A 16003-nucleotide genomic window follows, 5' to 3' on the forward strand; every position below is an offset into this window, starting at 1 on the left:
TGCGTTGAGAACTGATAACGGAAGACGTGTCATCCAGTGTTCGCCGGGGATAGGGCTATGAATAAAGTAATAACAATCAGGCTTCGGCTGCTCTTCGCGCTCGGATCATGCGCGATCCTGACGGTGACGTCGGCATCACTGGCCGCGATCGAGTTGTTCGGCCGAAATATTTCGGGAACTCGATCAGATTTTCTCTTGAGCGGTGTGATCTTCGCATGCGCCGTCGGAACTGCCATGTCGTTGTGGGCGACCGTTCATCTTCAACGCGTTGTCTGTGGCGGACTGATCCGCATGCGGAGGAACTTTGAGGAAATTACGAGGACACTGGATCTGTCGCAGCGATCAGCCAGTCCACGCATGGACGAGTTCGGTAGGGGCGCGTTGGCCTTCGACAAGCTGATGCATAGATTTGAAGGAACGGTGTCTTCAGTGCGATTGTCAGCCGATGCCGTGGCCAGGGCAGCCGGCGAAATAGCGGCAGGCAACCTTGAACTTTCTGCACGTACGGAGGAACAGGCCGCGTCTCTGCAAGAGACGGCATCAAGCATGACACAGATAGCTCAGACGGTAAGACAGAATGCGGAGAGCTCGCGCGAGGCAACCATGCTAGTCGGACAGGCCACCGAGGTCTCGGCCGCCGGAAGCAATATGGTTGTCGCGATGGGAGACACGATGAGGTGTATCAGCGAAAGCTCAAACAGAATCTCGCAAATTACCGGCCTTATTGAAGAACTGGCTTTCCAGACCAACATCCTCGCACTTAACGCTGCGGTTGAGGCGGTTCGCGCTGGCGAACAGGGAAAGGGCTTTGCCGTAGTGGCCGGCGAGGTCCGTAGCCTCGCTCAACGTTCGGCCGCGGCTGCCAAAGAAATCAAGGAAGTAATCTCTGCCTCCGTGGCCGGCATCGCACTCGGCTCACAACATATGGCAGACGTAAGCCAGGTCATGGATGGTATCAGGACGGCGGTTGGGCGCGTTTCCGGGATCATGGAGGAGATCGCAGGTGCGTCGGCAGAACAGAGCCATGGCATTGACCAGGTAAGCCGGGCGATAGTTCAGATGGACTCGGTAACGCAGCAGAATGCAGCGCTGGTTGAGCAGGCGGCAGCAGCAGCCGAATCGCTTGACGACCAGGCACATAGGTTGAAGGCTGAGGTCGCCTTGTTTAGGTTTGCCCCGGATCAGGCGTCCGTCGGGTGACGGCATCCGTTATAGATGTGCGCTCCGGATAGCTTTGGCCTGCGCCTGATCGTTGCCCGTTAGTGGTCCGGAGTCGCCGGAATGCCAACGCTATCGCCTGTGGGGTTGCAGGACGTCATGCACAGATATCGCGGTGTCATGCTCAGGCAAGACGCCAGAGCGCTGCCTCCGTAACCTCCAGTTCGATACCGGGAAACGCTTGAGGAGGCAAATAATGGCAGCGACAGATCAATTCAATTTCGACGGTGAACTGTCCGACAACGTTCGGACGCGCTTTTTCATCAACGGAGAGTGGTGCGCGCCGAAGGGCTCAGAGGAGTTCGAGCTGGTTTCGCCCATTACCGAAGAGGTGATCTTCCGGTTGCCCGCCGCATCGATTGAAGACGCTGGTGCTGCCGTTAAGGTGGCCAGGGATGCATTCGATACAGGCTCCTGGGCGTGTAGCCCGTCTGTGGAAAGGGCTGTAGTGCTTCGGAGGATTGCGTCGGAGATGCGGGATCGTCTCGCCCTTTTTGGCAGGCTTTGGACGGCGCAGGTCGGGGCGCCGAGCTGGTTTGCGAGCCAGTTTACCGGGATCGCACCGGCATACTTCGACTTTTACGCGGACCTGATTTCGCAATCTTCGTTCGAGGATGAGCGCACGGTGCCAACGGGACGGGTAAAAGTCGTTCGGGAGCCGGTAGGCGTATGTGCGCTGATCGTACCGTGGAATGCCCCTCTTGTTCTGCTGACGCAAAAGCTGGCCGCCGCGCTCGCAGCAGGTTGCACCGTTGTTGCGAAGCCCAGCCCGGAAACGCCGTTGGACGCATTGGTACTTGCGGAGTGTGTCGCCGCCGCTGGACTTCCTCCAGGAGTATTCAACGTCGTGCCGGCTGGTCGTGAGGTCGGTGACTGGTTGATTCGCCAACCGATGATCGACAAGGTTAGCTTTACTGGCTCGACCGTGGCAGGAAAGCACATTGCACAGGTCTGTGCAGACAGGCTCGCGCGAGTCAGCCTGGAACTTGGTGGAAAATCGGCCTCAGTCATCTGTGACGATGCGGACATTGGAGCCTGGATTGCGAACGTAGCGCCGTTCACAATGCCGTTCAGCGGTCAGATCTGTTTTTCGCAAACACGTGTTCTGGTGCCGCGCAAGCGGCACGATGAATTCATGAGCGCATACATCCGCGCGATTGATGGGATGAAGGTTGGAAGCCCATGGGACCCGGACACGATGATCGGACCCGTGGCAACCTCCAATCAATACCGGCGCGTGCTGGACTTCATTGACGTGGCAAAACGTGAGGGTGCCAACCCCGTCATTGGCGGAGGCCGCGCCCCGGGGCACGAGCACGGTTACTTTGTCGCCCCCACTGTGTTCGACAACGTCCATAGCGATATGACGATCGCTCGTGAGGAGGTTTTCGGTCCAGTCGTCTCGATCATATGCCACGACGGAGACGAAGACGCTATCCGCATTGCAAACGACAGTCTGTACGGTCTCAGCGGCACTATATTCTCGGCTGATATCGGTCGAGCCGAGCGCATCGCACGACGAATTCGCACGGGAAACCTCACGGTCAACGGGCTTCAGCTCGATCCTTCAATTCCCTTTGGAGGATTCAAACAGTCCGGTATCGGACGGGAAGGTGGTCCCGAGGGCCTGGAAACGTTCACGGAGACGAAGGCGATCTACTTTCCCGCCGTTTGATCAACAAGGTGGGCGTCGCGATGACGGGGAAGATACCCTGAAAACGATCAGGTTTGGTGTCCCTGCGACGTCTATCTTTCGAAACCCAGGGGTAGCCAAATGACCGCGTTTGACCCCTGAAACACAAAATGACGTTTTGCAGGAGTTGGAACATGTGGAGTGAGGTAAATCCGTTTCTTAACGGCCCGTTCGAGCCGCTTACGCGAGAATATGAGGAGGACGCGCCGATCGTCGAGGGCAAGATCCCACGCGAGTTAAGCGGCGTACTGTATCGAACCGGAAACTCGCAATTTTTCCAGCCGCTCAACGCCGACCGCGCTCACTGGTTTGATGGCGATGGCATGACGCACGCGTTTTTCCTGGACGAAGGCAGCGTGCGGTATGCGTGCAAATGGGTGGGGACGGAAGGTCTGATGGTGGAACAAAAGGCCGGACGGGCGCTCTATAACGGGCTTTATGGGGTTTCGAATGTTTCTCAAGGCGAATTGCCACCCGGCGCTCCCCCGATCAAGACCGTCGCTGGGATTAACGTCATTGCGCTCGCGGGCAAGGTGTTGGCCCTTCATGAGCTCGGGAATCACTACTGGGAGCTTGATCCCGACACGCTGGAAACGAAGGGAACCTTCGATTTTGGGGGGCGCTTTGGAGACAGGCTTCTCACTGGTCACCCGCACGTCGATCCGTCGACCGGGGAGACGCTTTTCATTGCGCAGGACGTTAGGGCCGGGATGTTGACGTGCTTTGCAGTAGATCAGGCCGGAGCAGTGCAGAGCGAACACTCCGTAAAAATGGATAGTCGCGCGTGGATCCACGATTTTATCTTCAGCGACGATTGGTTCATTTTCTTTCTGAGCCCGCTTATCAATAACGTTGCGGAAGAGAGCGTGGTGGCGCAGGGTAAAGGCGTCCTGTCTCTCGATACATCGGCTGGCACCCGGATATTTCTGGTTAATCGTCGCGATGGTTCGACGATCACCATCAGGCAGGAAAAAGACTTTCAGATTACGCACTTCCTGAATGCCTACCAGGAGGACGATGAAATCGTCGTCGATGCTTGCATTTCGGACCTCCTTGAGACAGGCAGTGTGCCTCCGATCGGAGAGGTGTTTCCGTTTCCCTTTCCGCATGTGACAGCCCCGGTGTTTGGTTTTCCTCGAATGGTACGTACGATTATCGATACCCGTAATCGGCGTTCGGCTCAGATGGCATTCGAGGGGGTGGAGGGCGAGTTCCTCCGGTTGAATGAGGCGGTCTCGGGCAAGAAGCATCGATTCGGATATCTCGCGGCTGTCGATCCTGAAAGGAGCGGGCAAGGATTCAATTGCCTGGCGAAGTTCGACTTTGCAACAGGCAATATGCAACTGCAGGGAATTGAAGAGAGTTATAGCATGATCCCCGGTGAGCCGATTTTTGTACCGCATCCTTCGCCGGATAGCGAAGATCACGGATGGCTGTTCTCGGTCTGGTGGAATCCTACGCGAAATTCGTCGGAATTGATTATTCTTGATGCGAGGGAGTTTGACGGGGAACCCGTCGCAAGGATTCGGATCAGTAATCGTATTCCGCTCGCATTCCATGGCAACTGGATTCCCCGTTCGCGGATCGGGGCCGCCTAGCGCATTAGCCATCGTGTCCGCACCGTTGCTTAGTAGCGGTGCGGGGTGATAGCCGTTAGCGGAGCTGGATTGCGCTGCCCGGATCAGTCAGGAAGTTACGGCGGTACTCGGATGCCGTCAGCCCCATTTCCTCCTTAAACGCGCGTGAAAAGTGAGGCGAGCTGCTAAAGCCCCAGCGGAAGGCTATCGTGGTCACGCTGAGCGCGGCGTTCGCTCCGGAACGAAGCTCTTCCGAGCACCTTTGAATACGGCGCTTCCAGATATACTCGCCCACGGTCTGACTACCCGCCCGCTTGAACAGGCGATGAACCTGACGGATTGACATTCCAAGAGCGCTCGCGATGGAAGGCGGACTGAGTTCCGGGTCTGAGAGATGTTCTTCGATGAATTGCATCACCGCACGACGTTGTGTCTCCAGTGGTTGTGCGGGCCACGGGCATTGGATACGAAAAGCGTCAGAAAACAGGTTTCTGAGAAGGTCGACCGACGATATCGCGATATTCGAATCGACGTTCTCCAACTCCCTGAAGAGCGAGACTACAAGGTCGGAAAACATCCGTGCCGAACCCGATGTTCCAGGAGGCTCAAAGGTCGGATAGATGAGTGGCTGCCTCGGTGGCTGCGCTGGGATCAAACCCGGGACGTTCACGAAGATCAGCTCCATACAGTGTTGGCTGCTGATAGTGAACGGGCACCGGGCATCAAAGACCGTCCATTCTCCCGGCAATAGACGAATTTGCCTGACGCCGTCTCCGAGAAGACTGTCGCCGTGCGTCTGCAATGCGACGAAGAGCGGAGCTATATCTGACCCTAATCTGGGTTGTCCCCTGTATACGGAGGGTGTCGCCGCGACGCGCGCAAACCGTGCTGCTCCCACGGCGCCGCAGGTGATCGATCCGCCGAACGGTGTCGTGCCGATGGGTTCGAATTCGCATGACTGACGATTTTTTTCGGGCGGGCTGCCTGCGACCAGATCGCTGATTAAATCTGGCCACGCGCACATTTCGCTGGAAGATGTGACATGCAGAACCTGATGTCTCAGTTGCGTACCGATTTTGCTCTCCTACTGATTCATTAGTCGCATCAATTCACGGAACATTGTTGTGAACTTCCTCGGATTCTCGATAAATTTGCGCGGCCACGGCAGACGTGTTTTCCCTTATGCCCGTTGTATCTGCGGTATTCGCGCGTGAGCTGGCATTGGGCCGGCTGGTTCCCCCGTGGGCCGGGGAATCCAAATCGGGCCACTGCCGTCTGAATGCTTTCTCTCGTCAGACTCACTGGAAGTCGGTGTGGTGAAACGTTCAGTTAAAACGCTCGCCCGACTACGTGCAGCTATACGTTTCAGAGTCGATCCAGGCGCCATCAGATAATGCCGGCCCCCTACTAGCCGGATAGTGAATCCGCACAGATTCAATTGTCGTTATCAGATATCGGTAAGTCACGGGCAGGCAAGATTCGCTGCTCAGGGGCTTCTAGACTAACGGTGTTGAAAAGCCTCGCGTCGCAAATGCGTCGGAGATACAGACATAACGTAGCGGAATTTGCGTGCGTGCCACTGGATAGTTTTGCGCGGGAGCAAGGCCCTGCGTTCACAGGAGAGCGATGTTGCCGATGCAGCGATGGCAAGTCGTCCCTGACGCAGAGTGTCGGAGCATTGTCTCCCCGGGCGCCGCGATGAACAGGTCTGTGCACTTACCACAAGAAAGAATCAAATAACGGAGGCAAAGATGGCCTATAAGTGGATTGCCAAGCGAATCGAGTCCCTCGATGAAGAGCGGGACTGTGACGAAATCTGGAAGTTGATGACCGCGTACCGGGCCAATGATTTCGTGATGAACCTAATCTACGCGGTTACGTTTCCGCACTTCATCATCAGTGAGTTTGGGGCGAAGGTGCTTCTCGACGGCGGCAAGGGAAAAATCGTCCGCGCGCCGGATCGACGCGCAGATGATACGTCATGGAAAATGCAGACGTGGTGGCATTATGGCTCGACGCATGACGAGACGAAGCGAAACGTCGACTCGATCAATCGTATCCACGCGTTCTATGCGAAGAAGTACCCGGAAGAGGGCCCGGACACATTCGCGGACGATGACATCTACATGTATACGTTGTGTTACGAGGCTGCAGGCATGCACCGCTTGATGAGGCGGGTCGGGTTACGTGGCTTCTCGGAAAAGGAAAAGCGCGTTGCAGTCAGGTTCTGGACAAAGATGACTGGCCTCTTTCTCAATGTAAAGAGCGGCAGGCCGATTGGTGGCTTCCCTGAGACGTTCGAAGGCGTAATGGCTTTCATGGACCAATATGAGGGGCGCGACGTCGATGGTGACCATCCTCTCGGCGTCGAAGCGACTGCGCACATAATCGAGCAGTTTGCGAATCGCTATTTCCCGCGGTCCTTGCGATGGTTCGGGCGTCTGTGGGTCATCAGTCTGCTTCCGGCGTGGATGCTCGGTCCATACAAGATCAGGCAGCCTCATCCATTCGTATTGAAAGCATTTCGCCTGGGAACTGCGGCTTTCTTCTGGATAGGCGATCGACTCGCCCCAGATCCCGCCAATACGTTCATCGAGCGGCGAGACGCCCGGCTCGCTATCTGCGCGGCAGCGGCTACGCCACCGATAAAGCCCAGGCATGAGCAGTCTTCTGGGAGCGGATGCCCGTTTCATGGCCGTGCGGCGCATAAGGAAGAATATATCGGCACAGACAGTGAGGGAGAGGACGGACACTAGCGATCTTTGTACCCGTGCGGCGGCCATTATCGGGGCCACCCAGACTTATTTCCAAAGCAGCGCTGGCCGTACCGACAGTAGGAGCATTCGTATTAGGTTCCTTCTTTTTTTGCGCCGCATTTGCCGTTATTGTGTGAAAACCAGTCCTATGGGGAGAGGAAGGCAAGGGGATCCGGGATAAACCGCAGGCGGCGTGGGCGGCGGAAGGATGAATGTTGAGAACTAAACGCAGCCGCCGCGGACCTTGGTATTTGGACAGGCGACATTTTGTTGCGACCACGCGGTATGCGGAGAACATGGCGTTGCGCATCCCAGCGAGTCTCTGTTCCCGACGTATCGGTATGCAGTTCGGTCGGAGGACAGTGAATAGATTCCGATCGGCCTACGCCACCAACGGCGGGTATCATTTTGCCAGCCCCGGGGGCACCCTGGGAGTTATTCGCCTGCGTGCAATCTTCGAGACTGGCTCGCCAAAGCGGTGTTCACGCATGCGCTTTCAAATATCACCGGACTTATATATATCCGCCTCCAGCAAGCGCCTGGAGTAAATCGATCCGTCTGAACAGTGACGAATCGGAGCTGAAACATCTCTGTATGCGCGTCATATCCGTCATTCGCTTGCCGCAATTCACGCTTACATGCATAGATCCGTATGGCGTATCGATTGGTTGGGCGCGAGGGGACGTTGCTGCGCAACCGTGTGATGTGGATGGTCTGGGGCAGATACGCCGGGGTGGAGTCTTACGCGGACTCCCCGTCGCGCTTTGGGCAAAAAACGGGCATATTCATCAGGCATGGTAGAACCTTCGAGAGGTAATGTCGCTCGCAGCAATGCCGCGAGCGACCCGACCGCACCCTACGTTTTTTCTAGAAGATGTGAATCCAGCGCAAATTCACAACCGCGCTGTTTCTAAACCGATTTCTAACGAGCGTTTCTGTGTAGGTGTTGAGCCAGAATTTATCTCCCTTCGACAGGTCGTAGTAGACTCCTGGCCCGATACCAAGCACCTGCTCCCGCGAGTCCGCGATCGCGGAACCATTGACGCGGTTGTCTGTGATCTGGCGCAGGTAGTATCCGTTAATACCCATGCGCAGCTTGTCCGTCACTTTGTAGGAGGCGGCAAAGTTCGTATAGAAAACCTGGCCAGCCTGAGTGTCTTCGATACCTGGGTCAAGCGGTGCGCTGCTGGCTGGTGAACCGTTCTTGAAACTGTACTGGTAGTGCGGACGCAAGCTGATCTCAAAGTCTGGGCCCAGGAGAAATGTGAACGATCCAGTGATACCGATGCCCCAGAAGTGATTCCCCGGATTTATGTCTGTTGTCCGGTCATACTTGCCCGTCGGCAACATCCCATACACTTCGGCGCGACTAACAAAGACTGGATGCCCGTCAACTGTCACTGGATCCCATTGAAGGAGCGCGCCCAGGTTCATGTCGCCGAGGCCTGCGTGTCCACTTGTTGGCATGACTCCGGGATACGGAGGCGGCGGGCTAAACGACGAATTCAGATTCACTAACGGCACGATCACGTCAATCCCGGGATGACCGCCAAGAATTGTTGTTGCAGTGGGTAACTCGTAGAGAACCTGTTCCACCAACGTGGTGACGTTCAACTGCGGATCGTTGAAGAGGGGAGAATTGGAGCCGTTGTTAGTTTTATAGGCGTTGGCATGTGCGAACGTCAGATAGCTCTGCACAGCGAGATCACCGGGGTTCCCACCGAATCCGTCCAGGAATGACGTATTGCCGAGATCGAGGCCATTCGGTAGCGTCACCGTTGGTGGTACGGCCCGAGCGTTAAGCGCGGCGCAGGCCGCGAGGCCAATAGTTATCTTCGACGCTGCGCTCTTCCAACGTCCGCGTGTGCATTTCATCGCCGTCTCCTTGTCTTTTATGATGGTTTTGCTCGAGTCGCTCCTTCACTTGAGGAGCTGTTCTGGCACGCAGTTTAGGAAGTCGGATTGGATGCGTCTTGTCTGCCAGTGACGCGTTGATGTCTGAGAGTGCCTTCTGGCAACTTCGGTTTCATTGCCCACGTTAGAGCCGCGCCACCGAGCAATTGGCTAAACACGAATCGTCAACCCTGGGTTGCAGTTTCTACGATTCATTCGATAAGCACTACGACTGATAAACGTCGTATGAGCCCTCTCGTATGGAACGCCTGAGAGGCATAAGCGGGCTCGCGGCGTCGGTGCTGGGGATATCTCATGAGATGGACGGACGAAGCACTGGATATGCGGCGTGTACAGGAGCGGGCCATTCCGAATCCATCTATTGAAGACGGTTCCGAATCTGGTGTTCAGCAACTGGACGCTTTTTGTCGCACTGTCCCGCCATTACGCGGCTTTTCGGCATTGGAACAATTCCCGATTGTGATCCAGGGCCTTCGTCGCTAAGTTAAGACCCAATCTGGGGGCGCAGTTGAACGGCGGCGTGCGCCGTCGTGGTGACCGCGTTTCTGGTTTTCGAATCAATTGAACAGGAGTCAGCATGAGCGTTACCCCTTCCTCCCGCCTCCTGGGCGACGACGTCTGGCACGGTCGTATTTTCAACGGTTCATGGTGCAATGGCGCTTCAGAGGCTGAAGTGAACGAACCCGCCACAGGCAAGCGTCTCGCGTGCATCGGCATGGCCGACGGGACCCTTGTCGCTGCGTCGGCGAAGACGGCGTTCGAAGCACAGCAGGGGTGGGCCGCGCTGCCCTACGACGAGCGCGCCGCGGTATTGCGTCGTGCCGCGCGTCTTGCGGAGGAGTCGATCGAGGAGATCGTGGGATGGATCGTGCGCGAGAGCGGTTCGACGCGCGCAAAGGCTGCCTTCGAGACACAGGTGACGGTGAAGGCACTGCACGAAGCAAGTGCATTACCGTCGCGATCGGCGGGCGAGGTGCTGCCATCGGTTCCGGGGCGTCTGTCACTCGCGCGCCGCCGTCCGCTTGGCGTCGTGGGCGTAATTTCTCCGTTCAACTTCCCGCTGTATCTGGCCATGCGTGCCGTTGCGCCCGCACTCGCCCTCGGCAACGCGGTGATCCTCAAGCCGGACCCGCGTACCGCGGTATGCGGCGGCTTCGTTATTGCGCGTCTGTTTGAAATGGCCGGCTTGCCGAAAGGGGTTCTGCACGTGTTGCCCGGCGACGGTGCCGCGGGCGCCGGACTCACGAGCGATCCGCACGTCGCGATGATCCAGTTCACAGGTTCGACGAACGCGGGTCGGAAGGTTGGCGAGGCGGCGGGCCGTCATCTTAAAAAGGTCTCGCTTGAGCTTGGCGGCAAAAACTCGCTTCTGGTTCTCGACGACGCCGATCTTGATCTCGCTGTCGCCAATACGGCGTGGGGTGCATATTTGCATCAAGGCCAGATCTGCATGGCCACGGGCCGTGTGCTCGTGCAACGCGTCATATATGAGCGCTTCGTCGAGAAGCTTGTGGCGAAGGCATCGAGTCTGACGGTTGGCGACCCCGCCACGGGCGATGTCGCGCTTGGGCCACTTATTAATGCGACCCAACGCGATCACGTCGCGCGCGTGCTCGACGCCGCGCAGCAGGCGGGCGCGCGCGTCGAAGCGGGCGGCAGTTTCCGTGACCTTTTCTTCGAGCCGACGGTGCTCACTGGCGTGACTAAAGAAAATCCGGCCTTCAGCGAGGAAATTTTCGGTCCAGTTGCGGTGGTAGTTCCGTTCGACACGGACGAGGAGGCGATAGCGCTCGCCAACGACACGGAGTACGGACTCGCGATGGCCATCGTCACATCAAACGTAGGCCGCGCGTTGCGCATGGGCGAACGTCTGCGCAGCGGCCTTTTGCACATCAACGATCAGACGGTTAACGACGAGGTGATCAACCCATTCGGTGGTGTGGGTGCATCGGGAAACGGAACGAGCGTCGGCGGCCCAGCGAACTGGGAGGAATTCACGCAATGGCAATGGCTCACGGTCAAGGGCGAAGCGCCGCTTTATCCGCTCTAAGGTGCCGGTGGATAAGACTGCGTTGGTCCGTGTTGCGCGACAGTCCCGAGCCACATCGATAGGATCGTCGTCGAACAGCGTTACCCGGTGCAACTGCAGCGAGCCCAGGCCGGAAGGTGCCGGCGCACAAGAGGACGTTGGCCCGGATATGGAGAAGGCCGCTGCGCGGCGCGCCGCGAGCGCCGTTAACGATTTGCTCCTGGTGGCGCTGGGCGACAGGTCGGCGAGTTTCAGCGGGGACATAGTCGTTCGGCAAGCTCGTGAAGTCCGGCATGCTCGAACAGTTCGACGAAGCGGTCGAGGAGGGCAAGCGCGGCAGCACGCTCGAGCCAATCCAGTGTCACGTAAGAATGACGCGCGGGTTGCAGGATCCTTGATACGTGTGGATAGGACCGCCTCGAGCGAGCGGCACACGGCCGAGAGAATTTGCACCGCCCGGCCGCACATCTGTCTGTAGGGTCATTATCGTTGCTCTCTACAGGTTGGCTCCAAATCATCATCTGAACGGGAACGGGTATGAAGAGTACGTCCGTGCCGGTGTCCGTGAACTCAGGCGCTCTCGGACCACTACGCGCGGCCTGCAAGCGCTTCGCCAACGGCGAACAATTGCCGGATGGGCTCATGTCTGGACTGCTGCCCGGGGCGATAGCACGCTCATGGGCGCGCTCGCGCGATGCGGGTCTGATGCCGGGTCAGCCGCCGGAATATGAGCTTCTCGGTAGCGCGGGTGGAACGCCAGATGACCGGCGTCTGCGCAGTTGCGTCATCGATGAAATTGAGCAGCTATGGGACACGTTCGGCGGCAACGACTGGACCATCTTCTGCATTAATCGGAAAGGCACCGTCATTCACGCACGCCGTAGCCCGGGCTGCGATGACAACCTTATTTTGCCGATCATTGCTGGGCGGCGCATACTCGAGTCGCACGTTGGCACGACTGCACCAGGCTGCGTTCTGCAGGAGGGCGTCGAAGTGATCGTGACGGGAGGGCAGCACTATTTAAATGAATTCGACCGCGTTTCTTGCGTTGCGGTGCCGCTTTTCGGCCTGCGAGGGGAGGTGATCGGCGCGCTGGATATCACCGGTACCGGCCAGCGTGATCTCTCGATTGTGAAGGAACAGTTCCGCCTCGCCTCCCTTGCCGCTGAGCAGCGCATATTTGCTACGCTGCGCGGCTGCCATTTATTGCGCGTGCACGCCGATCCGCGCTGGCTCGAGACGCCGTTAGCGGGCGTGCTTGCTGTCGAGGAGGACGGCGAGATTCGGGCGGCAACTCGGGCGGCGTGCCGCATACTTTCTCTCCCACGTGAAACGAGTCTTCCGCCGGTCGTCCTCGGCGAACTTCTTGATGACTCCGGGGGCGACCTCCTTGGACGCATCCTGAAGCCACGAGGGCAGCCGCGTCGGGTTTCGCGTGCGGACGGCACCCGTCTGTGGGTCCAATATTCACGTGCGCTCCTCAATCGGAGTACGGCGCGCCGCGGAAGTTTTCAACCTGAACATGTACCGTCGCTGAGGCAGGTCGACGCGTCGCGTGGCACAACGCTTGAGGAGCAGATGCTTCGTGCAGTATTACAAGCTATGCGGGATCACCAGGGGAATGTGGCCGCAGTGGCGCGTCAACTGGGCGTGTCACGGACCACCGTCTATGCGCGGGTTCGGCAATTGCGGGAAACCGGCATGCTAGCTGGGCAAGGAGCCGCTATGGCGGATTGATCTCGCATGGTTCGGCGGACGTATTATCAGATAGTTTATCTGCAGCGCTTTCGCGGGCAGTCGCGCAGTTTTTTTGCGTAGTATTCAAGCAGGAAGGGAACAGATATTGGGACATCGGGATTCTCCGGTGCAGCGGATGAGGCCTCAGCGTACCGGATTTCAGCGACAGAACTTCCATTGCAAGATCGGCCGTTTGAGAAGCAAACGTTCGGTTGGTCGTTACCTCATCCTCAACGTACCGGGCGGCTATCCGGCGGCTACGTTGCCTCCAGTGTTTGATGCCGAGCCGTTACCGGCTCCGTATTTCCGGGCTAGGAACGGCTAATGGAAGAGCTGGTTTCAGCAGGTCATGCCTGCACCTTTGAAACAGGAATTCCGGTCGCGCAAACATATTCCCGGCAAGATCGCTGCTCAGCAGCGCGACGCTCATGATCGACCTCGCGTGTTTCAGGCCGCCGCTGGCGATCGTCTTGCCAGTCCGCCAGGGCGGAATGAAGCCATTACACTATTCCTGCCTGCTGATGCGGCCGTGGCGCCTGCTGTCCGAACAAGTGTGAGATGAGATGGACCAGGAAACCGGATTGTCAATCGAGGCGCGCCATGGTGCTATGGCTCGTAGCAGCGACGGATCTGATCACAGTGATGATTGCGCGGTTCAACGCCTCGGGCGCATCGCGATGCGGAGAGTGTCCGCAAGCCTCCAGCTTCACCAGTTGTGTATGCGGCACCTGTTCTGCGATCGCCTCGATCTGCGCCATGGTGCCGTAATGATCGTCATGACCCTGAACAGCAAGTAACGGGCAGCGGATTGCCGGTAACGTTTCAACGATATTCCACGTCCTGAACGCCGGATTCAGCCAGATGTCGTTCCAGCCGTAGAACGCCGAATCGACGTCGGCGTGATAGCGGCGGAGTTTTTCGCGCAAACCGGCTTGCTCATAGGCTACCTTCGCCTGCGCGATACTTTCGACCGAAATGTCCTCGACGAATACGTGCGGGGCGATCGCCACGGCGCCGGCCAGCTCGCCGGGAAAAGAGGACGCGTAAAGCAGAGCGATTGACCCGCCATCGCTATGGCCGATCACCCACATCCGCGAACGCTCGGCACTCTCGACGCCAAGCGTGTCCAGCAGGGCCGGCAACACGTCGCGCGCCTGGACGGTCATGAAATCCACCGGCCATTTCGTGTTGTGAGGTCGCGGTGTCGAGCGTCCGTAGCCCGGCCGTGAATAGACGAGGCCACGCATGCCGAGTTGGTCGCACAGTGTCTGTGGCCAGTCTCGCCACATCGCGATCGAGCCGAGTCCCTCGTGCAGGAACACGGCAACGGGTGCAGCGCTGAGTTCAGGATTGAGCCACTGGTATTCGATGTTCAGCGGACCACGTGCGGCAGTAGCAGGGAGCACAGCCAGTTCGCTATCGGTTGCCGTTGTTGCAGGATTGTGCATGAACCACCTCATTAACCAGCTCAAAGCTGTTCGCGCAGTTTGAAGCGTTGAATCTTGCCGGTCGCCGTTTTCGGCAGGTCGTCGACAAATACAATATCGCGTGGGTATTTGTGCGGCGCGAGCCGCCCTTTGACGAACGCCTTCAGCTCGTCCGCCAATGCGTCAGACGCCACGAACTCGTCTTTCAGCGCGACGAAGGCGCGTGTCTTCACGAGACCGCCGTGATCGACGCCGACGACGGCCGCTTCGAGTACCGCATCGTGTTGCACGAGCACCATTTCCACTTCCACCGGCGAGACATACTGACCACTCACCTTCAGCATGTCGTCGCTGCGTCCCGCGTAGACATAGCAGCCGTTCGGCAGCCGGCGATACTTGTCGCCGCTCCGGATCCATTCGCCGAGGAAAGTCGCGCGCGACTTCTCGCGATTGCTCCAGTACATCAACGCGGCGCTAGGTCCCTTGATATAAAGATCGCCCACTTCGCCATCAGCTACCGCATGTCCACTCTCATCGCGCAGTTCAACCTCGTAGCCGGGCACCGGAGTGCCCGTCGTGCCGTATTCGACACTGCCGGCGCGATTGGACAGGAAAATGTGCAGCATCTCGGTCGAACCGATGCCATCGAGAATCTCCGCGCCGAAGCGCGCGGTGAAGCGCTCGCCGATTTCGCGCGGCAGCGCTTCGCCCGCCGACGTACAGATGCGCAGCGCGAGGTCCTCGCGCGCGGGGACATTGGGCGAGGCCAGCATGCTCGCATAGAGCGTTGGTACGCCGTAGAAAACGGTGGGTTTGTGCCGGGTGAGACGCGCGAAAATCGCGTCGGGGGTAGGGCGTTCCGCCATCAGCACCGCAGTTGCTCCGACCGAAAGCGGGAAGGTCAGTCCGTTGCCCAGTCCATACGCAAAGAACAGCTTGGCGGCGGAAAACACCACATCCTGTTCGACGATGCCCAGGATCGCTTTCGCGTACAGCTCAGCGGTCCAGTACAGGTTCGCATGAGTATGCACGGTGCCCTTGGGCTTGCCCGTCGATCCCGACGAATACAACCAGAACGCGATATCGTCGCAGCTGCTCGCAACAGCTTTGGGCGCGGGCATGGCCGCATCGATCAGTTCGCTCAGGAGCAGTGCGCGTGTCTCACCACTGGCCGTCTGCGCGACGATCAACTGGCAGCCTTCATGCTCGGCGACGGCAAGCGCTTCTTCGACCGCCGGTAGCACTGCGCTAGAAGCGACGATGACGCGAGCGTGGCTATGCGTGAGCATGTAGACATAGTCTGGCGCGCCGAGCAGCGTGTTAGCGACCACCGGGACGACGCCGGCATACAGCGCACCGAGAAACGCGATTGGCAATTCGACGGAGTCCTGCATCACCAGCAGTACGCGCTCTTCCGCGTGCACGCCGAGCGTGCGTAGCACAGCGGCGAAGCGACGGGCCTTTTCTTCGAGTTGTCCGTAGGTAGTGATGCCGCGGTCGTCGATATATGCGGGCTTGCCGGCACGTATCTCGTTGAGGCGGAACAGGTGTGCGGCGAAATTGAACTGCGCTGGCGGTGGCTTGGCCGTCAAGGCTGCCCCGGGCTGACTGGCGCGTGATTCGAGCAGGGCTTCCATGTGTCTCCTCCATCG

At 58.3% G+C, this 16003-nt stretch carries 12 protein-coding genes; 8 read left to right on the top strand and 4 right to left on the bottom strand.

Annotated elements, in window-relative coordinates; translation table 11 throughout:
• The first annotated feature begins 57 nt into the window (after positions 1 to 57).
• From BFE01S_RS05375 to BFE01S_RS37545, 3 genes are all read left to right on the top strand, one after another.
• Positions 58 to 1200, top strand: a complete 1143-nt coding sequence (locus BFE01S_RS05375) for a methyl-accepting chemotaxis protein (protein WP_028197562.1) — start codon at positions 58 to 60, stop codon at positions 1198 to 1200.
• Between the two features lie 214 nt (positions 1201 to 1414).
• A complete protein-coding gene (locus BFE01S_RS05380; RefSeq protein WP_042337237.1) occupies positions 1415 to 2893 on the top strand; it encodes an aldehyde dehydrogenase in 1479 nt (492 codons plus the stop codon).
• A 152-nt stretch (positions 2894 to 3045) separates the two neighbouring features.
• Positions 3046 to 4509: a carotenoid oxygenase family protein gene (locus tag BFE01S_RS37545; protein ID WP_042275470.1), complete on the top strand. Its 1464-nt coding sequence runs from the start codon at positions 3046 to 3048 to the stop codon at positions 4507 to 4509.
• Positions 4510 to 4564: 55 nt separating this feature from the next.
• On the opposite strand, the gene BFE01S_RS42720 is transcribed toward BFE01S_RS37545, so the two are convergent.
• Positions 4565 to 5512 carry a helix-turn-helix domain-containing protein gene (locus BFE01S_RS42720; RefSeq protein WP_081833129.1) on the bottom strand — a complete coding sequence of 316 codons (948 nt, stop codon included), beginning with the start codon at positions 5510 to 5512 and terminating at the stop codon, positions 4565 to 4567.
• 727 nt (positions 5513 to 6239) lie between these two features.
• Here BFE01S_RS42720 and BFE01S_RS05395 point away from each other — a divergent pair.
• Positions 6240 to 7244: an oxygenase MpaB family protein gene (locus BFE01S_RS05395; RefSeq protein WP_028197565.1), complete on the top strand. Its 1005-nt coding sequence runs from the start codon at positions 6240 to 6242 to the stop codon at positions 7242 to 7244.
• 867 nt (positions 7245 to 8111) lie between these two features.
• On the opposite strand, the gene BFE01S_RS42295 is transcribed toward BFE01S_RS05395, so the two are convergent.
• A complete protein-coding gene (locus BFE01S_RS42295) occupies positions 8112 to 9119 on the bottom strand; it encodes a SphA family protein (protein WP_042275473.1) in 1008 nt (335 codons plus the stop codon).
• 333 nt (positions 9120 to 9452) lie between these two features.
• On the opposite strand from BFE01S_RS42295, the gene BFE01S_RS44015 reads away from it, so the two are divergent.
• From BFE01S_RS44015 to BFE01S_RS46215, 4 genes are all read left to right on the top strand, one after another.
• Positions 9453 to 9641 carry a hypothetical protein gene (locus tag BFE01S_RS44015; protein WP_156966915.1) on the top strand — a complete coding sequence of 63 codons (189 nt, stop codon included), beginning with the start codon at positions 9453 to 9455 and terminating at the stop codon, positions 9639 to 9641.
• 94 nt (positions 9642 to 9735) lie between these two features.
• Positions 9736 to 11208 carry a benzaldehyde dehydrogenase gene (locus tag BFE01S_RS05410; protein WP_028197567.1) on the top strand — a complete coding sequence of 491 codons (1473 nt, stop codon included), beginning with the start codon at positions 9736 to 9738 and terminating at the stop codon, positions 11206 to 11208.
• Between the two features lie 516 nt (positions 11209 to 11724).
• A complete protein-coding gene (locus BFE01S_RS37550; RefSeq protein WP_081833130.1) occupies positions 11725 to 12924 on the top strand; it encodes a helix-turn-helix domain-containing protein in 1200 nt (399 codons plus the stop codon).
• Positions 12925 to 13352: 428 nt separating this feature from the next.
• On the top strand, positions 13353 to 13481 hold the full coding sequence (locus tag BFE01S_RS46215; RefSeq protein WP_281177389.1) for a hypothetical protein: 129 nt from the start codon (positions 13353 to 13355) through the stop codon (positions 13479 to 13481).
• A gap of 27 nt (positions 13482 to 13508) precedes the next feature.
• Here the strand turns inward: BFE01S_RS46215 and BFE01S_RS05425 are convergent, their stop codons facing one another.
• Positions 13509 to 14372 (bottom strand): alpha/beta fold hydrolase, encoded by an 864-nt coding sequence (locus tag BFE01S_RS05425; protein ID WP_028197568.1) that lies wholly within the window; start codon positions 14370 to 14372, stop codon positions 13509 to 13511.
• 20 nt (positions 14373 to 14392) lie between these two features.
• Positions 14393 to 15988: a benzoate-CoA ligase family protein gene (locus BFE01S_RS05430; RefSeq protein WP_028224623.1), complete on the bottom strand. Its 1596-nt coding sequence runs from the start codon at positions 15986 to 15988 to the stop codon at positions 14393 to 14395.
• Positions 15989 to 16003: the final 15 nt, after the last annotated feature.

It is taken from the genome of Paraburkholderia ferrariae NBRC 106233 (assembly GCF_000685035.1).
In the GTDB taxonomy this organism is placed as follows: domain Bacteria; phylum Pseudomonadota; class Gammaproteobacteria; order Burkholderiales; family Burkholderiaceae; genus Paraburkholderia; species Paraburkholderia ferrariae.